The organism is Streptomyces sp. RLA131, assembly GCF_056270125.1.
Genome location: NZ_JBWDOQ010000002.1, coordinates 3,100,983 through 3,121,711, shown reverse-complemented (window position 1 = coordinate 3,121,711; position 20,729 = coordinate 3,100,983). Strand labels below are relative to the sequence as shown.

Sequence of the window (20,729 nt, the reverse complement as noted above, 5' to 3'; positions counted from 1 at the left end):
GCGGCACCATGGACCCATGGAGCTGATCCCCGCCCCGCGCCGTGTCCATGACGTCGCGCCGGGCCTTCCGTCGTACGAACTGACCGGCGCGACCACCCTCGACGCGGGCCCGGGGACCGGGGGCACCGCCCGCTGGCTGCGCGCCACGCTCGGGGCGGCGACCGGCCTGGAACTGCCGCCGGGCAAGGGCGGGGTGGTCCTGGCGGTCGACAACTCCCTGGCCCCGGAGGCGTACCGGCTCACCGTGGACGCCGACGGGGTCGCGATCACCGGCGGCGGCCCGGCGGGGGTCTTCTGGGGCGCCCAGACGCTGCGTCAGCTGCTCGGCCCGGCGGCGTACCGCAAGGCGCCCCTGCCCGGGGCCTCGCGCTCCGTGCCGCGCTGCGTGATCGAGGACGCCCCCCGCTTCGGCTGGCGCGGCGCGATGCTCGACGTGGCCCGGCACTTCCTGCCCAAGGATGCCGTGCTGCGCTACGTCGACCTGCTGGCCGCGCACAAACTCAACGTCCTGCACCTCCACCTGACCGACGACCAGGGCTGGCGGGTGCAGATCAGGCGCTACCCCCGGCTGACCGAGGTCGGCGCCTGGCGCGACCGCACCAAGGTCGGGCTGCGCGGGTCGGCGCTGTGGGACGAGCGGCCGCACGGCGGCTTCTACACCCAGGACGACATCCGCGAGATCGTCGCCTACGCCGCCGAACGGCAGGTCACCGTCGTCCCCGAGATCGACATCCCCGGGCACTCCCAGGCGGCCGTCGCCGCCTACCCGGAGCTGGGCAACACCGACGTCGTCGACACCACCGGCCTGCCCGTGCTGACCGGTTGGGGCATCAGTCCCCATGTGCTCGCCCCCACCGAGCACACCCTGCGCTTCTACGAGCACGTCTTCGCCGAACTCCTGGACCTCTTCCCCGGCCCCTTCTTCCACGTCGGCGGCGACGAGTGCCCCAAGGACCAGTGGCGGGCCTCGGCGACCGCCCAGGCCCGGATCGGGGAACTGGGCCTGGCCGGCGAGGACGAGCTGCAGAGCTGGATCATCCGGCACTTCGGCCGCTGGCTGGCCGACCGCGGCCGGCGCCTCGTCGGCTGGGACGAGATCCTCGAAGGCGGCCGGCCGGGCGCGGGCCTGCCGCCCGGCGCCGTCGTGTCGTCCTGGCGCGGATACGCCGGCGGCATCGAGGCCGCCAGGGCCGGCCACGATGTGGTGATGTGCCCGCAGAGCCATGTCTACCTCGACTGGCGGCAGTCGGACCGTGACGACGAGCCGGTCCCGATCGCCCACGTACGCACCCTGGAGGACGTCTACCGCTTCGAGCCGGTGCCGCCGGAGCTGACCGGACCGCGGGCCGCACACGTCCTCGGCGCGCAGGCCAACATCTGGACCGAGACGATGGACTCGGCCCGCGCCGTGGACTACATGGCCTTCCCGCGCCTGGCAGCCTTCGCCGAGGTGGTCTGGTCGCCGCTCCCGGCACCCGCCGAGCGGGACTACGCCGGCTTCGCCGCGCGGATGACGGAGCACTACGCCCGGCTTGACGCGCTGGGCGTCGAGTACCGGCCGCCCGGCGGCCCGCTGCCGTGGCAGCGCCGCCCCGGGGTGATCGGACGCCCGAGCGACGGACCGCCCCCGATCGTGTGAGGCACCGGGCGAGCTCCGCCCGGCGCAAGCGCGCTCCTGGCAGGGTGGGTTGGCCCAAACACCACAACACACGTGAAGATCGGCAAAATGCCCGGCCGGGTACAAAAAGCCAGAAAGGGATGCTTTTCATACGGGGATGCCCCGGGAAAGCCGGAGCTCCTTTGTGACCCTCGCGCTGATCGGCGGCGAAGATGTGCCAGAGTTGCCACGTCCGGGCTGTCAGCACGTACCGTACGGCTACCGCATCGCGGACGGCCGGGAAGGGGCAGCTGCGTGAGCACGTACGCACGGCAGACGGCGCAGACAGCGCACACGCGCAACGTCGCGCTGCCGTCCTCGCTCGACGAGGCCGTGGAGGCACTGGCCGCCACGCCCACCGCCGTGCCCGTCGCCGGGGGCACCGACCTCATGGCGGGTGTGAACTCCGGCATGCTGCGCCCCTCCGCGCTGGTCGGACTCGGCCGGATCAACGAGATCCGGGGCTGGCAGTACGCCGACGGAGCGGCGCTGCTCGGCGCCGGCCTCACCCACGCCCGGATGGGCCGACCCGACTTCGCCGCGCTGATCCCCGCGCTGGCCGCCGCGGCCCGCGCCGCCGGCCCCCCGCAGATCCGCAACGCGGGCACCCTGGGCGGCAACATCGTCACCGCCGCACCCACCGGGGACGCGCTGCCCGTCCTGGCCGCCCTGGAGGCGTCCGTACTGCTGGCCGGCCCGTCCGGCAACCGCGAGCTGCCGGTCGGCCACCTGCTCACCGGCATGGACCCGCTGCGCACCGGCGAGGTGCTGGCGTTCGTGCGCATCCCGCTGCTGCACGCCCCGCAGACCTTCCTCAAGGCCACCCATCGCACCGGCCCCGGCCGCGCGGTGTGTTCGGTCGCCCTGGTGCTGGACCCCCAGCGCAGGGGCGTACGCTGCGCGGTGGGCGCGGTCGCGCCGGTGCCGCTGCGGCCGCTGGAGGCCGAGCGGTGGGTCGCCTCCCTGATCGACTGGGACGGCCAGCGCACCCTCGCCCCCGAGGCCTGCACGGCCTTCGGTGAGTACGTCGCCGCTGCCTGCATCCCCGACCCCCTCCCGGCCGGGGACGGCACCCTCCCCCACGCCCAAGGGGGCATGGGGGTACCCCCAGCCCCCGAACTGCCGCCCGCCGCGATCCAGCTCCGGCGTACGGTGGCGGCACTGGCCCGCCGCGCACTGGGGAGGGCCCTGGCATGAGCGACCAGCACGACAACGGCGACGGGACGATGGACGGGCGGATGACCGAGGGAGTGTGGCAGCCACTGCCGCACGGCGCCGAGTACGACGCCGACCAGACGATGCATGTCTCCTTCGCCGCCCAGCTCCCGCTGCCCCAGACCGAGCCCGTCCCGGTCGAGGACCAGCCCACCTGGGCCATCCCCACCGTCAGCGACACCGCCGACGAGTCCGGCGAGTACTCGGTCGGCTCGTACGCGGGCACCGTGCCGGTGCCCAGGTCCGCGGAGCCGGCCGGCGAGTGGGTGCTGCCCTTCACCGAGGGCGGCCCCGAGGAGACCGGCGAGTACCGGCCCGGGACCGTGCTCCCGCCCGTGGTGGAGCCGGAGTACCGGCCCGAGCCCGAGCCGTTCCACGAGCCGTTCCACGAGCCGTTCCACGAGCCCTCCCACGAACCCGGGACCGACCCCGCGGCGGACGCCGCGGACGGCACGGACGCCTTCGGGGAGGCCGGCCCGGTGCCGCAGGCCCCGGAGGTCCTCGAAGCCCTGGAAGCGGCCCACAGCGACCATCCGCTGGCCTCCTACGTACTGCGGGTCAACGGCGCCGACCGCCCCGTCACCGACGCGTGGCTCGGCGAGTCCCTGCTCTACGTCCTGCGGGAGCGGCTCGGCCTGGCCGGCGCCAAGGACGGCTGCGAGCAGGGCGAGTGCGGTGCCTGCTCGGTCCAGGTCGACGGCCGGCTGGTCGCCTCCTGCCTCGTCCCGGCCGCCACCGCCGCCGGTTCCGAGGTACGTACGGTCGAGGGCCTCAGCGAGAACGGCGAACCCTCCGACGTCCAGCGCGCGCTGGCCGACTGCGGTGCCGTCCAGTGCGGCTTCTGCGTCCCCGGGCTCGCCATGACCGTCCACGACCTGCTCGAAGGCAACCACAGCCCCACCGAGCTGGAGACCCGCCAGGCCATCTGCGGCAACCTGTGCCGCTGCTCCGGCTACCGGGGCGTCCTGGACGCGGTCCGCGATGTCGTCGCCGCCCGCGAGGCCGTCGCCGACACCGAGACGGACGGGACCGAGGCCTCCGCCGCCCGCATCCCGCACCAGACCGGCCGGGGAGGCGCGGAGTGAGAACCCGCGACACCGGTCGCCGGCTCCGGCCCGACGTCGGGCCCGCGACCACTCACCGGACACCGGCGCGACGACGACGCCCATGGCGCACCGAGAGGGAATCCGCATGACCGGCCCCGACGCGGCGACCGCGACGCCCGCCGTGGGCACCCCGGCCGCGACCCCCGCTCCCGAGCAGGAGACGCCGCACGGCCTGGGCGCCTCGCTCCCGCCCACCGACGCGCTCGCGAAGGCGCAGGGCACCTATCCGTACGCCGCCGACCTGTGGGCCGAGGGCCTGCTGTGGGCGTCCGTGCTGCGCTCCCCGCACCCGCACGCGCGGATCATCTCCGTCGACACCACCGAGGCCGCCGCCATGCCCGGCGTCCGGGCCGTCGTCACCCACGAGGACGTCCCCGGCGACGCGGCCCACGGCCGCCGGGTCGCCGACCGGCCGGTCTTCGCCGCGGACACCGTCCGGCACCACGGCGAGGCCATCGCCGCCGTGGCCGCCGACCACCCGGACACCGCCCGGCTGGCCGCCGCCGCCATCCAGGTCGAGTACGAGGTGCTGGAGCCGGTCACCGACCCGGAACGGGCCTTCTCGGCCGAACCGCTGCACCCCGACGGCAATCTCATCCGCCACATCCCGCTGCGCTTCGGCGACCCCGACGCCATGGGCGCCGTCGTCGTCGAGGGCCTGTACCGGGTCGGCCGCCAGGACCCGGCCCCGATCGGGGCCGAGGCGGGCCTGGCCGTCCCCAGACCCGACGGCGGGGTCGAGCTGTACGTGGCCTCCACCGACCCGCACACCGACCGTGACCTGGCCGCCGCCTGCTTCGGCCTGGAGGCCGACCGCGTCAAGGTGGTCGTGACCGGCGTCCCCGGCGCCATGGGCGACCGTGAGGACTCCGGCGTGCAGATCCCGCTGGGGCTGCTGGCGCTGCGGACCGGCTGCCCGGTGAAGTTCGTGGCGACCCGCGAGGAGTCGTTCCTGAGCCACTCCCACCGCCACCCCACGCTTCTGCGCTACCGCCACCACGCCGACGCCGAGGGCCGCCTGGTCAAGGTGGAGGCCCAGGTGCTGCTGGACGCGGGCGCCTACGCCGACACCTCCTCCGACGCCCTCGCCGCCGCCGTGGCCTTCGCGGCCGGGCCCTACGTCGTCCCGCACGTCTTCGTCGAGGGCTGGGCGGTACGCACCAACAACCCGCCGTCCGGCCATGTCCGGGGCGAGGGCGCGATGCAGGTCTGCGCGGCCTACGAGGGCCAGATGGACAAGCTCGCCGCCAAACTCGGCCTGGACCCGGCCGAGATCCGGATGCGCAACGTCATGGCCACCGGCGACCTGCTGCCCACCGGCCAGACGGTGACCTGCCCGGCGCCGGTCGGTGAGCTCCTCAAGGCCGTCCGCGACGCCGACCTGCCGCCGCTGCCGCTGGAGGACGACGAGTCGCAGTGGCTGCTGCCCGGCGGCCCCGAGGGCGCGGGTGAGCCGGGCGCCGTCCGGCGCGGCGTGGGCTACGCGCTGGGCATGGTGCACATGCTCGGCGCCGAGGGCACCGACGAGGTGTCCACCGCCACCGTCCGCATCCACGACGGCCAGGCCACCGTCATCTGCGCCGCCGTCGAGACCGGCCAGGGCTTCACCACCCTGGCCCGCCAGGTCGTCCAGGAGGTGCTGGGCGTCGAAGAGGTCCGGGTGCTGCCCTCCGACACCGACCAGCCGCCCTCCGGCGCCTCCGCGCGGGGCCGCCACACCTGGGTCTCCGCCGGCGCCGTGGAGCGGGCCGCCAAGATGGTCCGCACCCAGCTCCTCCAGCCGCTGGCGGCCAAGTTCGGCATGTCCGTCGAGCTGCTGACCATCGCCGACGGCAAGATCACCTCGTACGACGGCGTGCTGTCCACCACCGTCGACGAGGAGCTCGCCGGCAAGGAGCTCTGGGCCACCGCCCAGTGCCGCCCGCACCCCACCGACCCGCTCGACGACAGCGGCCAGGGCGACGCCTTCGTCAGCATCGCCTTCTGCGCCGTACGGGCCGTGGTCGACGTCGACATCGAGCTCGGCTCGGTCCGGGTCGTCGAGATGGCCGTGGCGCAGGACGTCGGCCGGATCCTCAACCCCCGGCAGCTCGCCGCCCGTGTCGAGGCCGGCGTCACCCAGGGCGTCGGCATGGCCCTCATGGAGGACCTGCGGGCCCCCCGCGGCATCATCAAGCGTCCCAACCTGACCGGCTACGCCCTGCCCACCGCCCTGGACGCCCCCGACATCCGCATCGTCAAGCTCGTCGAGGAACGCGACGTCGTGGCCCCCTTCGGCGCCAAGGCGGTCAGCGCCGTCCCCGTCGTGACCTCGCCGGCCGCCGTGGCCGCCGCCGTCCGGGCCGCCACCGGCCGCCCGGTCACCCGCCTGCCCATCCGCCCCCAGCACGCGGTGGCCAAGCCCCAGCAGGCCTGACGCGGCCGCCGCCGGCGCGCTCGTACGGGCCGACTGAGACGGAATCCGAGGCGAACGGCAGCAGGGCGGTCCTCCCTGGGGAAGACCGCCCTGCTTGTACGCCCCGGTGAAGGGCGCTGGAGGCGGTGACCGGAATCGAACCGGCGTAACTCGCTTTGCAGGCGAGTCCCTCAACCACTCGGGCACACCGCCATGGTGACCACGTAGGTCGACCATAGGCGGGGTGGCCGGGGGGAGGTCAACGGCCGGGGCGGCTCCGCAACGCGATGTTCACGGGCGTTCACGAATGGGCGACGGCGCGCGACGGCAGGTCGTGGCTCTGGTGGCCGCCGCTGGCGAGCATCCGTACCTCGCCCATGTCGCTGATCTCGGCCTGGACGATGCCCGTGTCGTCGGCGTAGACGGGATAACCCCCGGCGCCCTTGCGCTCGGTCGCCTTCACCACGACCGTGTCGCCGGACTCCGGGAAAGTCAGCTCATAACTCTTTTCATGCCCCATATCGGACTGTATGCCCACTAATGGGCGAGTGATGCGGGTCAGGCCGGCGATTCTTCCCGCAGGAACTCCTCGACAACCGGCCGGAAGAGGTCCGGCTCGTCGACCCACGGGTAGTGCCCCACCTCGTGCAGCGGCTGCCAGCGGCCGGCGGGGAACGACTCGGCCACCACCTTTCCCGCCCGCATCCCGCTCACCGCGTCCCGGTCGCCGGTGATCACCAGCACCGGGCAGGCCACCTTCCGGAGCCCCCGCGCAATCGCCAGCCGGGCCGCCTCGTCCACGCCCTGCCAGAAGCCCGCCCGGGGCACCGGGTGCAGCTGGACCGCCTCGCCCGCGGCGTGCTCACGCTGCGGCTCGTCCCAGCGGCCGTACGCCATCGGGGCGATCCTCAGCAGCAGCTCCCTGACCTCGTCGAGGTCGGCGGCGTCCTCCAGGTCGTGCAGCGCCACCATCGCGTCCGGCCACCAGGGCTCGGCCGCCCGCGCCTGGAAGAGCTCCCGGGCGTCGTCCGGCAGCTCGCCCTGCAGGCGTGAGCCGGGGGCCACCAGGACCAGGTGCGTCAGCCGGTCGGGGTGCTCCGCCGCGTAGGCCTGGGCCGTGGCCGCGGCCGCGTCGTGGGCGAGCAGGGCGATCCGCTCCAGCCCCAGGTGCTCGCGCAGCGCCTCCACGTCCGCCGCCAGGCCCGGGAAGGCGTACGCGGCCGGGTCCTCCGCCGGGGGAGTCTCCCCGGTGCCGCGGCTGTCCGGGACGACCAGGGAGCGGTCCGCGTCCAGCCCGCCCAGGTCACCCAGATAGCCGGCGTCCCGCCCCGGGCCCCCGGCCAGGCAGACCAGTGCCGGGCCGTCGCCCAGGACGCGGTAGGAGATCTCGGTTCCGTCGTACGAGATGAAGTGCGGCATGCCGTACGCCTTCCCTGCGCGGAGGTCGTAAGTCCAGGGACGGAGCCGGGGTCAGTCGAACGGCAGGGGTGAAACGCCACTACGCCCCTTACGCTGTTCGGGTGACAGCCGCAGAGCCGCAATCCCCGACCGGGCAGCAGCCCCTGGAGCCCCTCCCGTCCCTGGAGTCCCTGGGGTCTGTGGAGCCCCTGGGGTCTGTGGAGCCCCTGGGGTCTGTGGAGCCCCTGCCGTCCCTGCCGGCGGACGACATCACCACCACCGTGTGGTCCCGCCCCTACCGGGCGCTGACCCTCGGCATCGTGAGCGTCGTCCTGCTGATCGCCTTCGAGGCGACGGCGATCGGGACGGCGATGCCGGTCGCGGCCCGCGAACTGGACGGACTGGCGCTGTACGCGTTCGCGTTCTCCGCCTACTTCACCACCTCGCTGTTCGCGATGGTGGTCAGCGGCCAGTGGTGCGACCGCGGCGGACCGCTGCCCCCGCTCACCACCGGCATCGGCGGCTTCGCGGCCGGGCTGCTGATATCCGGCACCGCCCAGTCCATGTGGCCCTTCGTGCTGGGCCGGGCCGTGCAGGGGACGGGCGGCGGACTGGTCATCGTGGCGCTGTACGTGGTCGTGGGCCGGGCCTACCCGGAACGGCTGCGGCCGACCGTGATGGCGGCCTTCGCCGCGTCGTGGGTGGTGCCGTCCATCGTGGGCCCGCTGGTGTCGGGGACGGTCACCGAGAACCTCGGCTGGCGCTGGGTCTTCCTGGCGATCCCCGTGCTCGTCGTCGTCCCCCTGCTCACCGCGCTCCCGGCGCTGCGCCGTACGACCGGCGGGGGAGACGGGGCCCGGCCGGACCGGCGCCGGCTGCGCCTGGCGGGCGGTGTCGCGCTGGGCGCGGCGCTGCTCCAGTACGCCGGCCAGGACCTGCGCCCGCTCTCCCTGCTGCCCGCCGCCGCGGGCGCCGCCCTGCTGGTCCCGTCGGCCCTGCGGCTGCTGCCGCGCGGCACGTTCCGGGCCGCGCGCGGGCTGCCGTCGGTGGTGCTGCTGCGGGGCGTGGCGGCCGGCACCTTCATCGGGGCGGAGAGCTTCGTCCCGCTCATGCTCGTCACCCAGCGCGGCCTGTCCCCGACGCTGGCCGGGCTGTCGCTGGCCGGCGGCGGCGTCACCTGGGGCCTCGGCTCCTACCTCCAGTCCCGCCCCCGCCTGGAACCCCACCGGATCCGGCTGGCCCGCGCCGGGATGGTGCTGTCCGCCCTCGCCGTGGCCGGCGCGGCCCTCACCCTGGCGCCCGGCGCCCCCGCCTGGACCGCGGCGCTGGCCTGGGCCGTCGGCGGCCTCGGCATCGGCATGGTCATGGCCTCGCTCGCCGTCCTGCTCCTGCGGCTGTCCCGGCCCGAGGAGGCCGGCGCCAACTCCGCCGCCCTCCAGGTCGGCGACGCCCTGGCCAACGTCGTCCTGGTCAGCGCCGCCGGTACCGCCTTCGCCGCTCTGGGCGGCGCCACCCACGCGGCCGCCTTCACCGCGGTCCTGCTGCCCATGGCCGCGATCGCCCTGACCGGGGTCTGGGTGGCGGGACGGCTCCGGGAGGACGGCGGTCCCGTGTGACTCATGTCGCACAAGCGGCGGACGCGGTGCCGTTCTGCCGGAGGGGCGGCCGGGGCGCCGGTAGGCTGGCCGGGTTTTCACAACGCAAGCCCCGACCCCGCCCGGAGACCGTGACTACCACCGCAGCCACCAGCTCCCACCCGCACTCGCACCATCTGTCGCCGGCCTTTCCCGGCCGCGCCCCGTGGGGCACGGCCGGGAAACTGCGCGCCTGGCAGCAGGGCGCGATCGACCGCTATGTCGAGTTGCAGCCCCGTGACTTCCTGGCGGTGGCGACCCCCGGCGCCGGCAAGACGACCTTCGCGCTCACCCTCGCCTCGTACCTGCTGCACAACCATCTGGTGCGGCAGATCACGGTCGTCGCGCCGACCGAGCACCTGAAGAAGCAGTGGGCGGAGGCGGCGGCGCGGATAGGGATCAAGCTGGACCCGGAGTACAGCGCGGGCCCGGTGAGCCGGGAGTACCACGGCGTGGTGGTGACCTACGCGGGTGTCGGCGTACGCCCGATGCTGCACCGCAACCGCTGCGAGAGCCGCAAGACCCTGGTGATCCTGGACGAGATCCACCACGCGGGCGACAGCAAGTCCTGGGGCGAGGCCTGCCTGGAGGCCTTCGAGCCGGCCACCCGCCGCCTCGCGCTGACGGGCACCCCGTTCCGCTCGGACACCAACCCGATCCCCTTCGTGACGTACGAGGAGGGCAACGACGGCATCCGCCGCTCCTCCGCCGACTACACCTACGGCTACGGCAACGCGCTCGCCGACGGCGTCGTGCGCCCGGTCATCTTCCTCTCCTACAGCGGCAACATGCGCTGGCGCACCAAGGCGGGCGACGAGGTCGCCGCCCGCCTGGGCGAGCCGATGACCAGGGACGCGATCGGCCAGGCGTGGCGGACGGCGCTGGCGCCCACCGGCGACTGGATCCCCAACGTGCTGCGCGCCGCCGACCAGCGGCTGACCGAGGTCCGCAAGGGCATCCCGGACGCGGGCGCGCTCGTCATCGCGACCGACCAGGACAGCGCCAGGGCGTACGCGAAGCTGATCAAGGAGATCACCGGGCACAAGGCGACGGTGGTGCTGTCCGACGACACGGGCGCGTCCAAGCGGATCGAGGACTTCGCCGGCGGCGACGCCCGCTGGATGGTGGCCGTCCGCATGGTGTCCGAGGGCGTCGACGTCCCGCGCCTGGCGGTCGGGGTCTACGCCACCACCATCTCCACCCCGCTGTTCTTCGCCCAGGCCGTGGGCCGCTTCGTACGGTCCCGCCGCCGGGGCGAGACGGCGTCCGTCTTCGTGCCGACGATCCCGATGCTGCTGGAGTTCGCCAACGAGATGGAGGTCGAGCGCGACCACGTCCTCGACAAGCCCAGGAAGGACGGCGGCGACGAGGACATCTACGCCGAGGAGGACAAGCTCCTCGCGGAGGCCGAGCGCGAGCAGGACGAGGACACCGGCGACGAGGAGCAGCTGCCCTTCGAGGCGCTGGAGTCCGACGCCGTCTTCGACCGGGTCCTCTACGACGGCGCCGAGTTCGGCATGCAGGCGCACCCGGGCAGCGAGGAGGAGCAGGACTACCTGGGCATCCCGGGCCTGCTGGAGCCGGACCAGGTGCAGATGCTGCTGCAGAAGCGGCAGGCCCGGCAGATCGCGCACAGCCGCCGGAAGCCCGACGGGGAGGCCGACCTGCTCGAAATGCCGGCCGAGCGGCGTCCCATCGTCACCCACAAGCAGCTGCTCGAACTGCGCAAGCAGCTCAACACCCTGGTCGCCGCCTACAACCACCAGAGCGGCAAGCCGCACGGCGTCATCCACAACGAGCTGCGCCGGGTGTGCGGCGGTCCGCCGAGCGCGGAGGCCACGGCCGGGCAGCTGACCGAGCGCATCAAGAAGGTCCAGGAGTGGGCCACCCGGATGCGGTGAGCTTGCGCTGAACGTGCGCCGACGTGCGGAGGGGACGCACCGGCATATGAGGTACACGGTGAGGTATGCGGGGATTCGCATAAAACCTGACCGGATTGTGGACGGAGTCTTCCGCTGAGCGGTACCGAGTGGATACCGTGCCGGTCACGCAACGCGCTCCGTGTCAGTGCCGCCCCGGAGCGCAGCCGGTAACCACCGCCAGACCGGCGGCTCTCCGCGCCCTGCCGCGGGACCGGCAGACGGGCACCGGGGACGCCGCCACTCACGAGAAGGGGGCGTCGTGACCGCGGAGACCTCTCAGACGCTCGACCGGGGCCTGCGAGTCCTCAAGCTGCTCGCCGACACCGATCACGGCCTCACCGTCACCGAACTCGCCGGCAAGCTCGGCGTCAACCGGACGGTCGTCTACCGTCTGCTGGCGACCCTGGAGCAGCACGCCCTCGTACGACGCGACCTCGGCGGTCGCGCCCGCGTGGGCCTCGGAGTCCTCCGCCTCGCCCACCAGGTGCACCCCTTGCTGCGCGAGGCCGCCCTGCCGGCCCTGCGCTCCCTCGCCGAGGAGATCGGCGCCACCGCCCACCTCACCCTGGTCGACGGCACCGAGGCGCTCGCCGTCGCGGTGGTCGAGCCCAGCTGGACCGACTACCACGTCGCCTACCGCACCGGGTTCCGCCACACCCTGGAGCGTGGCGCCGCGGGCCTGGCGATCCTCGCCGGGCGCGGCGTGCACCCCTACGTACCCGAGCAGCGGCGCACCGAGGGCCGGCCCGGCTTCGTCCTGGCCCACGGCGAGCTGGAGGCCGGTGCCAGCGGCGCGGCGGCGCCCCTGCTCGGCGTGACCGGCATCGAGGGCAGCGTCGGGGTCGTCATGCTCGCCGACTCGATACCCGAGCGGGTGGGGCCCCGGGTGGTCGAGGCGGCCATCGAGGTGGCCGACGCGCTGCGCTGAGGAGCGCGTGAACTAGATTCACCCCCATGCCCTTCGCCGCCGCCGTGTCCCGGAAGCCCTGGAGCCCCCGGAGCCGCACCCTCGCCGTCTGCGCCGCCCTGGTCCTCGCCCTGCTCGCGGTGGCCGCCCTGGCCCCGCTGCCCGTGTCGATCGTCGTCCCGGGGCTGACGGCCAACGTGCTCGGCGCCAGCAAGGGCAAGCAGGTGATCACCGTCAGCGGCACCGCGACCCGCAGGACCAGCGGGCAGCTGCGGATGACCACCATCGCCGCGACCCAGCCCGACGCGAGTGTGCACCTGTCGGACGTCGTCAAGGCCTGGTTCGCCGAGGACGAGGCCGCGATGCCGCGTGCCGCCGTCTACCCCACCGGCGGCACCGTCCAGGAGATCGAGAAGCACAACCAGGCCCAGATGACCGAGTCCCAGGACGCCGCGACCGCCGCCGCGCTGAAGTACCTCGGCCGGTCCTCCTCGCAGGTCAAGGTCAGCCTCCACCTCGCCGACGTCGGCGGCCCCAGCGCCGGGCTGATGTTCACCCTCGGCATCATCGACAAGATCGACGGCAACGGCACCGGCGGCGACCTCACCGGCGGCCGCCGGGTCGCCGGCACCGGCACCATCACCGCCGACGGTACGGTCGGCGCGGTCGGCGGCGTCCCCCTCAAGACCCGGGCCGCCCGGCGCGACGGCGCCACCGTCTTCCTCGTACCGCGCGCCGAGTGCGCCGACGCCCGCGCCGGACTCCCCTCCGGCCTCCGGCTGGTCCCCGTCACCACCCTGAAGACCGCGATCAGCGCCCTGGCCGCCCTCAACGGCGGCGGCAAGGTCCCCTCCTGCTAGGCCCTCGTCACCTCAGGCGCCGCTCGACGCCGGCCGGTCCATCGTGCGCCACGAGGGGAAGACCAGCGGGCAGAGCGTGGCCAGCAGATACAGGCCGCCGGCCGCCAGAAGGGTGGCGGTGAGGCCGATCGCGTCGGCCAGGAAGCCGCACACCAGGCCGCCCAGCGGGGTGAAGGCCATGACGCCGCCGTTGGTCACGCCCAGGACGCGGCTGCGCAGTTCCTCGGGCACGATGTCGTAGATGACGACGATCAGCACCGGGTTCAGCATGCCCGCCGCCAGGCCGTCGAGCACCATCACGGCGGCCAGTTGCGGGAAGTGCGGCGCGTACGCGGCCATCGCGAACCGCGGCAGGCCGCAGACGATGAAGGCCCCCGTGTAGACCGCCCAGCGGGAGAAGCGGTGGCCCACCGCCCCGTACAGCAGTGCCCCGGCCAGGGCGGAGCCGGCGAACAGCCCGGTCAGCAGCCCCAGATCGACGGCGCCGCCCAGCCGGCGGTCGGCCAGGACGGGCAGCAGCACCGAGTTCCAGCCCTGGTCGAGGCCGTTGGTCACCATCACCATCAAGGTGATGCCCAGCAGCAGCCGTGACCGTGTCAACGCCCGCACGCCCTCCCGCAGTTCGGCCCGGTACGTCTGCCGCGGGCCGCCCGCGGGGGCGGAGCGGGGGCCGGCCGCCGCCATGCCGCGCAGGCCGACGCCGATCAGCAGCGCCGACACCGCGAACGTCCCCGCGTCGAGCAGCAGGACGTTCACCGGGCCGAAGAACGCGATCAGGACGCCGCCCACCGCCGCGCCCGCCATCCGCGCCCCGCGCGAGGCCCCGTCGAAGAACCCGGCGGCCCGGGTCATGCCCACGCCCGCGCGTTCGGCCAGGGCCGGCAGCAGCACCGTGCGCGCCGTCTGTCCGGGGGCGCCGAACAGGCCGCTCACCGCCATCAGCGCGCACAGCTCCCAGAACCGCAGCGCTCCGGCGAAGTGCAGCAGCGGAACGGCCGCGACCGCCACCGCGCACATGACGTCGGTGACCACGCTGGCCCGGCGCCGGCCCATCCGGTCGATCACCGGCCCGCCGAACAGCGCCGCCCCCACCATCGGCAGCATCCCGCAGAACGCCACCACGCCCGCCCGGGCGGCGCTGCCGGTGGTCTGCAGCACGAACCACGGCACGGCCATCAGGCTCAGCGAACTCCCGCTCACCGAGATCACGTTCGCCGTCAGCACCAGCCACAGCGGCCGCCGGTCGCGCACCGGCGGTGCGGGCTGGGCCACCGCGCCGGCGCACGCGTCCACGCCCCCCTCGGCGGTCACGGCCGCACGACGCGACGCGGTACGGGCTGCACCAGGCGCAGCCCCAGTTCGACCAGTCCCCAGCCCAGCCGGGCCCGTAGTGCCGGGCGGCGGCGGGGCCCGGGCTCCCGGGCGGAACGGACGAGCGTCCGGGTCCGGGCCCGCTCGCGCAACTCCGCGACCCGCAGCCGGTGGAGGCTCAGATGTATGTCGGAATGCATGGTCGGTCCTTGTCAGTCGATGGAGCGGGGGAAGCCGTGCACATGCAGCCGGTAGGCGGCGGCCGCCTCGTCGTCCTCGGGGGCCCGCGTCCCGTAGCCCTCGATGACCTCCTGGAGCTTCTCGCGCAGCTCCTCGGCGTCCTCGGGGGTCAGCCGGAGGGTGAAGTCGCTCATGTCCCAGCCGCGTTGCCAGGCCTCGGGCCAGTCGCGCATGGTGCCGAGCCAGGTGTTCAGCTCCCGGGTGTGGGTGGTGGCGATCTGGTGCATCACGAGGTCCATCGCGCCGCGCACAGTGGGGTCCGGGTGCTTCAGGAACTCCTCGATGCTGTCGAAGCGGGTGCCGCGGTGCACCGCCTTCCACCACCGCTCGCGTGCCGTGCCGCGTCCGGGGTCGTCCTCGACGAAGCCGTGCGCGGCCAGTTGCCGCAGGTGGTAGCTGGTGGCGCCGCTGGACTCGCCGAGGCGGGCGGCGAGCCCGGAGGCGGTGGCGGGCCCGAACTCGCGGAGCGCGCCCAGCAGGCTGAGCCGCAATGGGTGGGCGAGGGCCCGCAGCGAACGGGGGTCGACGACATGGACGTGGGGGTCTGGTTCGGCCATGGCAGAACCGTAAGGGTGCAAAGACTTCTTTGCAACGGAGTATTTGCACTTGGTTCATGGCGATACCCCGGCCCAACGGCCGCCCGCTCAGGGCTCCTTGATGAAGCCCTCCTTCACCAGCCATCGCTTGGCGACCTCGTGCGGGTCGTCGCCGTCGACGTCCACCTGGCCGTTGAGCTGCTGGGCGACCCGGGTCGTCAGCTTCCTGGTGATCGGGTCCAGCAGCCCGCGGATCGCCGGCCAGCGCTTCAGCGCCTTGGTGTTGACCACCGGGGCCGCGTTGTAGTTCGGGAAGAAGTGCCGGTCGTCGTCGAGCACGTCCAGGTGCAGGGAGGCGATCCGGCCGTCCGTGGTGAAGACCTCGCCCAGCAGACAGGAGCCGCTCTTCGCCACCTGCGTGTAGATGATCCCGGTGTCCATCTTCTGGACCTGCGAGGCGGGGATGTCCATCCCGTACGCCTTCTCCATGCCGGGCAGCCCGTCCTCGCGGGCCGCGAACTCGTTCTCCACGCACAGCGTCACGGCCCCGGGGTCCTTCTGCGACAGGGCGGCGACGTCCGAGAGCGTCCTGAGCCGGTACTTCCTGTTGTTGGCCCGGCTGATGGCCAGGGCGTAGGTGTTGTCGAGGGTGGACTGCGGCAGCCAGGTCAGCCCGTTGCGCAGGTCCTCGTCGTGCACGGCCTGCCACTGCTTCTGCGGGTCGGTGATCGGCTCGGTGTGGCCGAGATACGTGATCCAGGCGGTGCCGGTGTACTCGTACATCGCGTCGGCCTGCCCCTTGCGGACCGCCTCGCGGGCGCCGATGGAACCCTGGATGCTGGTGCGGTCCAGCACCTCGGCGCCGGCCGCCCTGAAGGCCAGGCCGATCATCTGGCCCAGGATGATGTTCTCGCTGAAGCTCTTGGACGTGACGGTCAGCGAGGCGCCCCTCAGCGGCAGGCCCCGGCCGATCGAGCCGGGGGTGACGTCGTCGGTCATGGGGCTGCCGCTCTTGAGGCCGCAGGCGGCCAGGGCCGCGGCGGTGCCCAGCAGGACGGACAGCCGCACCCGTGCCCGTACGCGCGCTCGTGCTCCTGCCCGTACGCGCGCTCGTGCCCGTACCCGGCGCATCAGCCCACCTCCAGGCCGTGCGGGCGCATGACGGTCTCGACCAGGGAGGCCAGCCAGTCCACGAACAGGGCGAGGACGACGGTCAGTACGGAGCCCAGCACCAGCACCGGCGTGCGCTGGGTGACGATCCCGGAGGTGATGATGTCGCCGAGCCCGCCGCCTCCGCCGAAGGTGGCCAGGGTCGCCGTGCCGACGTTGAGCACCAGGGCGGTCCGCACCCCGGCGAGGATCAGCGGGACGGCCAGCGGGATTTCGACCCGGCCCAGCGTCCCGAGGGCCGACATGCCGATGCCGCGGGCCGCCTCGACCAGGGTCGGGTCGATCGCCCTGAGCCCGGCGACGGTGTTGGACAGCACCGGCAGCACCGCGTAGGCGACCATGCCGACGATGGCGGTACGGGCGCCGATGCCGAGCCAGATGACCAGCAGCGCCAGCAGGCCGATGGCGGGCGTGGCCTGGCCGATGTTGGCCAGCGCGGTGACCGCGGGCGCGGCGCGGCGCAGCCGGCGGCGGGTGAGGGCGATGCCCAGCGGGATGGCGATGACCAGCACCCAGAAGGTGGAGATGGCGGTGAGCCTGATGTGCTGCCACAGGCGCAGCCGTACGATGCCGCCGGCCACGGAGTTCTCGGCGATGCTGTCCAGGCTGATGCTGGTGAACCACAGGAAGGTCGCCAGCAGCACCAGCCCCAGCACCACCGGGGTGGTCACCAGCCGCTGCCAGGTCAGCCGCCGGGGCGGCTTGTCGGCGACGAAGCCGGCCTCCGGTTCGAACCCCGGTTCGGGCTCGGGCCGGGCCGTCGTGCTCACACCGTGCCTTCCTGCTCGGCCCGGGTGGTCTGCGACCGGGACTCCTCCAGGCCGTGCTGGTGCTCGATGGCGTTGAGGCGGTCGGCCTCCAGCATCTCGTGCACCGAGTTCATCAGGGTCTCCATGTCCACGACACCGATGTACTCCCCGCGCCGCCCGGTCACCGCCACCCGCCCGCTGCTGTCGATGAGCACCGCCTCCAGCGCGTCGCGCAGCGTGGCGTCCATGGTCACGGTGTCCTGCACCAGCGTGCCCGCGCGCGCGAGCGAGCCCTTGGCGCGCATCAGGTCGCCGCGCCGCAGCCACTTGTACGGGCGCCCCCGCCGGTCGAGCAGGAGGAGTTCGCTGGTCGTGGTGGAGCCCCGCAGCCGGTCGAAGACGAGCTGCAGCGGATCGTCGACGCCCACCGTGGGGAAGTCGGCGATGCCCACGTCCCGTACCCGGGTCAGGTTGAGCCGCTTCAGCGCGGCCCCGGCCCCCACGAAGCCGGAGACGAAGTCGTCGACGGGGTTGGTGAGGATCGCCTCGGGGGTGTCGAACTGGGCGATGTGCGAACGCTCCCGCAGTACCGCGATCCGGTCGCCGAGCTTGATCGCCTCGTCGAAGTCGTGGGTGACGAAGACGATCGTCTTGTGCAGCTCGTGCTGGAGCCGGATCAGCTCGTCCTGCAGATGGTCCCGGGTGATCGGGTCCACCGCCCCGAACGGCTCGTCCATCAGCAGCACCGGCGGGTCCGCCGCCAGCGCCCGCGCCACGCCCACCCGCTGCTGCTGGCCGCCCGACAGCTGCCGCGGGTAGCGCCCGTGGAACTCCCGGGGGTCCAGCCCCACCAGGTCGAGCATCTCCTCGACCCGGTCCCGGACCCGGGACTTCGACCAGCCCACCATCTTCGGCACCAGGGCGATGTTCTCGGCCACCGTCATGTGCGGGAACAGCCCCGAGGACTGGATCGCGTACCCGACCTTGCGGCGCAGCTTCACCGGGTCGATGTCGGTGACGTCCTCGTCGTTGATCCGGATCCGTCCGGACGTCGGCTCGATCAGCCGGTTGATCATCTTCAGCGTGGTGGACTTCCCGCAGCCCGACGGCCCGACGAAGATCACGGTCTCGCCGGCCTTGATCTCCATGCTGACGCTGTCCACCGCCGGCTCCGGGCTGCCCGGATAGCGTTTGGTCAGGTTCTCCAGCACGATGGCGGCGCCCGCGGTCTCAGCCACTGATCCCCCTCGGAATGGTCAGCCGTCCGATCGCGATGTACACGGCGTCGAACATCAGCGCGAGGACGATGATGCCGAGCGTCCCGGCGAGCACCTGGTTGAGCGCGTTCGCGCTGCCCAGCGAGGCGATCCCGCGGAAGATCTCGTTGCCGAGCCCCGGCCCGGAGGCGTACGCCGCGATGGCCGCGATGCCCATCAGCATCTGCGTCGACACCCGGATCCCGGTCAGGATCGGCGGCCACGCCAGCGGCAGTTCCACCCGCAGCAGCCGGATGAGCCGTGACATCCCGATCCCCTTCGCCGCGTCCACCAGGCCCGGGTCGACCCCGCGCAGCCCGACGACCGAGTTGCGGACGATCGGCAGCAGCCCGTACAGCACCAGTGCCGTCACGGTCGGCGGCACACCGAGCCCGAGCACCGGGACCAGCAGACCGATCAGGGCGAGGGAGGGGATGGTGAGGATGGTCGCGGTGGAGGTGATGGCCAGATTGCCGGCCCAGTCGCGGCGGTAGGTCGCGACACCGAGCAGCACACCGATGACGGTGGCGACGACCATGCACTGGAGGACGGCGCTGGCGTGCTGATACGCGTCGATCAGCAGCTGCTGGTGCCGGCTGCGGAGATACTCCCAGAAGTTCACGGGTTGCCGTCCCCAGTCGTCCTCAGTCCTCCGCCGCCTGCTCCACCAGCGGGATGATCCGCAAGGGGACCGGGTTCTCCATGACGATCGCGGTGGAGGCCCGCACGATGCCATCAAAACCCAGAACCCGGTCGATCACACGTTGAAGATCCGCGTTCGACCGCGCCACCAGCCGGCACAGCATGTCCCCGTGCCCGGTGGTCGTGTGCAGCTCCAGCACCTCCGGCACGGTGGCCAAATGTGCCCGTACGTCGGCGCCTTGGCCCTGCTTGATCTCCAGCGTCGCGAACGCCGTCACCGGATACCCCAGCGCGGCCGGATCCACCTGCGGCCCGAACCCGCGGATCACCCCATTGGCCCGCAGCCGGTCCAGCCGGGCCTGCACCGTGCCCCGGGCGACCCCGAGCCGTCGGGATGCCTCCAGGACGCCGATCCGCGGCTCCTCGGCGAGCAGCTTGATCAGCCGCCCGTCCAGCCGGTCGATTCCCATGTCGCTGCCTCCGTTGCCCATAATGCACGGCTGGATTCGCCGTTCGCCGTACAGAGTGTCCAGTGATTCGGCGAACTGTTGCGCATCCTGAGCCACGGGGCGACCCTGCTGCCATGACTGAGACTGAGACTGAGCTCCGGGACCCCTTCCCCGTCAAGGGGATGGACGCGGTCGTCTTCGCCGTCGGCAACGCCAAGCAGGCGGCCCACTACTACTCGACGGCCTTCGGCATGAAGCGCGTCGCCTACTCCGGCCCCGAGAACGGCAGCCGCGAGACGGCTTCCTATGTCCTGGAGTCCGGCGGCGCCCGCTTCGTCCTCACCTCCGTCATCAAGCCGTCGACGGAGTGGGGCCGCTTCCTCGCCGACCACGTCGCCACCCACGGCGACGGCGTCATCGACCTCGCCATCGAGGTCCCCGACGCGCGGGCCGCCTACGCCTACGCCGTCGCGCACGGCGCGACCGGGCTGGTCGAGCCGCACGAACTCAAGGACGAGCAGGGCCACGGCGTCGTCGTGCTCGCCACCATCGCCACCTACGGACAGACCCGCCACACCCTCGTCGAGCGCACCGACTACGACGGCCCCTACCTGCCCGGCTACGAGGCCGCCGCCCCCGTCGTCGAGCCGCCCGCGAAGCGCTTCTTCCAGGCCGTCGACCACTGCGTCGGCAATGTGCAGCTCGGCAGGATGGACGAGTGGGTCGCCTTCTACAACCGCGTCATGGGCTTCACCAACATGAAGGAGTTCGTCGGCGACGACATCGCCACCGAGTACTCCGCCCTGATGTCCAAGGTCGTCGCCGACGGCACGCGGAAGGTGAAGTTCCCCCTCAACGAGCCCGCCCTCGCCAAGCGCAAGTCCCAGATCGACGAGTACCTGGAGTTCTACGGCGGCCCGGGCGTCCAGCACATCGCACTCGCCACCAACGACATCGTCGCGACCGTACGCGCCATGCGCGCGGCCGGCGTCGAATTCCTCGACACCCCCGACTCGTACTACGACACGCTGGGGGAGTGGGTCGGCGACACCCGGGTCCCGGTGGAGACGCTGCGTGAACTCCGAATCCTCGCAGACCGGGACGAGGACGGCTATCTGCTCCAGATCTTCACCAAGCCTGTTCAGGATCGCCCGACGGTCTTCTTCGAAATGATCGAGCGACACGGTTCGATGGGTTTCGGCAAGGGCAATTTCAAAGCCCTCTTCGAAGCGATCGAGCGTGAGCAGGCGCTCCGCGGCAATCTCTGAGCGCTTCAGTCGCC

The 20,729-nt window shown here is 72.9% G+C and carries 19 protein-coding genes and 1 tRNA gene; 9 read left to right on the top strand and 11 right to left on the bottom strand.

The window, feature by feature from the left end:
* Positions 1–16 precede the first annotated feature (16 nt).
* From RWE79_RS15135 to RWE79_RS15120, 4 genes are all read left to right on the top strand, one after another.
* Positions 17–1,639: a beta-N-acetylhexosaminidase gene (locus tag RWE79_RS15135; protein ID WP_475940595.1), complete on the top strand. Its 1,623-nt coding sequence runs from the start codon at positions 17–19 to the stop codon at positions 1,637–1,639.
* A gap of 273 nt (positions 1,640–1,912) precedes the next feature.
* The gene (locus tag RWE79_RS15130) at positions 1,913–2,854 is read left to right on the top strand and encodes an FAD binding domain-containing protein (RefSeq protein ID WP_475940594.1); all 942 of its coding nucleotides are present in this window, start codon (positions 1,913–1,915) and stop codon (positions 2,852–2,854) included.
* Entirely contained in the window at positions 2,851–3,957 is a 1,107-nt protein-coding gene (locus RWE79_RS15125) for a (2Fe-2S)-binding protein (RefSeq protein WP_475940593.1), read from the top strand. Before RWE79_RS15130 ends, RWE79_RS15125 begins: the two co-directional genes overlap by 4 nt.
* Before the next feature lie 106 nt (positions 3,958–4,063).
* Positions 4,064–6,394 (top strand): xanthine dehydrogenase family protein molybdopterin-binding subunit, encoded by a 2,331-nt coding sequence (locus RWE79_RS15120; protein ID WP_475940592.1) that lies wholly within the window; start codon positions 4,064–4,066, stop codon positions 6,392–6,394.
* A 117-nt stretch (positions 6,395–6,511) separates the two neighbouring features.
* Here RWE79_RS15120 and RWE79_RS15115 read toward each other — a convergent pair.
* The 3 genes from RWE79_RS15115 to RWE79_RS15105 form a co-directional block, all read right to left on the bottom strand.
* Positions 6,512–6,586 (bottom strand) — tRNA-Cys (locus RWE79_RS15115).
* Positions 6,587–6,674: 88 nt separating this feature from the next.
* The gene (locus RWE79_RS15110) at positions 6,675–6,893 is read right to left on the bottom strand and encodes a DUF6296 family protein (protein ID WP_475940591.1); all 219 of its coding nucleotides are present in this window, start codon (positions 6,891–6,893) and stop codon (positions 6,675–6,677) included.
* A 38-nt stretch (positions 6,894–6,931) separates the two neighbouring features.
* Entirely contained in the window at positions 6,932–7,792 is an 861-nt protein-coding gene (locus RWE79_RS15105) for an alpha/beta fold hydrolase (protein ID WP_475940590.1), read from the bottom strand.
* Positions 7,793–8,007: 215 nt separating this feature from the next.
* On the opposite strand from RWE79_RS15105, the gene RWE79_RS15100 reads away from it, so the two are divergent.
* The 4 genes from RWE79_RS15100 to RWE79_RS15085 all read left to right on the top strand — a co-directional run bounded on the left by RWE79_RS15100 (position 8,008) and on the right by RWE79_RS15085 (position 13,094).
* Entirely contained in the window at positions 8,008–9,387 is a 1,380-nt protein-coding gene (locus tag RWE79_RS15100; RefSeq protein WP_475940589.1) for an MFS transporter, read from the top strand.
* A 110-nt stretch (positions 9,388–9,497) separates the two neighbouring features.
* Positions 9,498–11,306 carry a DEAD/DEAH box helicase gene (locus RWE79_RS15095; protein ID WP_475940588.1) on the top strand — a complete coding sequence of 603 codons (1,809 nt, stop codon included), beginning with the start codon at positions 9,498–9,500 and terminating at the stop codon, positions 11,304–11,306.
* Between the two features lie 280 nt (positions 11,307–11,586).
* On the top strand, positions 11,587–12,255 hold the full coding sequence (locus RWE79_RS15090; RefSeq protein ID WP_475940587.1) for an IclR family transcriptional regulator: 669 nt from the start codon (positions 11,587–11,589) through the stop codon (positions 12,253–12,255).
* A gap of 26 nt (positions 12,256–12,281) precedes the next feature.
* On the top strand, positions 12,282–13,094 hold the full coding sequence (locus RWE79_RS15085) for a S16 family serine protease (RefSeq protein WP_475940586.1): 813 nt from the start codon (positions 12,282–12,284) through the stop codon (positions 13,092–13,094).
* 12 nt (positions 13,095–13,106) lie between these two features.
* On the opposite strand, the gene RWE79_RS15080 is transcribed toward RWE79_RS15085, so the two are convergent.
* The 8 genes from RWE79_RS15080 to RWE79_RS15045 form a co-directional block, all read right to left on the bottom strand.
* Entirely contained in the window at positions 13,107–14,345 is a 1,239-nt protein-coding gene (locus RWE79_RS15080; protein ID WP_475945826.1) for an MFS transporter, read from the bottom strand.
* Positions 14,346–14,401: 56 nt separating this feature from the next.
* Positions 14,402–14,605 carry a hypothetical protein gene (locus RWE79_RS15075; RefSeq protein WP_475940585.1) on the bottom strand — a complete coding sequence of 68 codons (204 nt, stop codon included), beginning with the start codon at positions 14,603–14,605 and terminating at the stop codon, positions 14,402–14,404.
* 12 nt (positions 14,606–14,617) lie between these two features.
* Positions 14,618–15,202, bottom strand: a complete 585-nt coding sequence (locus RWE79_RS15070) for a helix-turn-helix domain-containing protein (protein ID WP_475940584.1) — start codon at positions 15,200–15,202, stop codon at positions 14,618–14,620.
* An 87-nt stretch (positions 15,203–15,289) separates the two neighbouring features.
* On the bottom strand, positions 15,290–16,312 hold the full coding sequence (locus RWE79_RS15065; RefSeq protein WP_475940583.1) for a glycine betaine ABC transporter substrate-binding protein: 1,023 nt from the start codon (positions 16,310–16,312) through the stop codon (positions 15,290–15,292).
* A complete protein-coding gene (locus RWE79_RS15060) occupies positions 16,312–17,121 on the bottom strand; it encodes an ABC transporter permease (RefSeq protein WP_475940582.1) in 810 nt (269 codons plus the stop codon). The genes RWE79_RS15065 and RWE79_RS15060 overlap by 1 nt, the downstream gene beginning before the upstream one ends.
* On the bottom strand, positions 17,118–18,338 hold the full coding sequence (locus RWE79_RS15055) for a betaine/proline/choline family ABC transporter ATP-binding protein (protein ID WP_475940581.1): 1,221 nt from the start codon (positions 18,336–18,338) through the stop codon (positions 17,118–17,120). The genes RWE79_RS15060 and RWE79_RS15055 overlap by 4 nt, the downstream gene beginning before the upstream one ends.
* Positions 18,331–18,978, bottom strand: coding sequence for an ABC transporter permease (locus tag RWE79_RS15050; RefSeq protein ID WP_475940580.1), 648 nt, complete (start codon positions 18,976–18,978; stop codon positions 18,331–18,333). The genes RWE79_RS15055 and RWE79_RS15050 overlap by 8 nt, the downstream gene beginning before the upstream one ends.
* A 22-nt stretch (positions 18,979–19,000) precedes the next feature.
* Complete coding sequence (locus RWE79_RS15045; protein ID WP_475940579.1) at positions 19,001–19,468, bottom strand: Lrp/AsnC family transcriptional regulator; 468 nt, start codon at positions 19,466–19,468, stop codon at positions 19,001–19,003.
* A 113-nt stretch (positions 19,469–19,581) separates the two neighbouring features.
* Between RWE79_RS15045 and hppD the strand changes: the two genes are divergently transcribed.
* Entirely contained in the window at positions 19,582–20,715 is a 1,134-nt protein-coding gene (gene hppD, locus RWE79_RS15040) for a 4-hydroxyphenylpyruvate dioxygenase (RefSeq protein ID WP_475940578.1), read from the top strand.
* Positions 20,716–20,729: the final 14 nt, after the last annotated feature.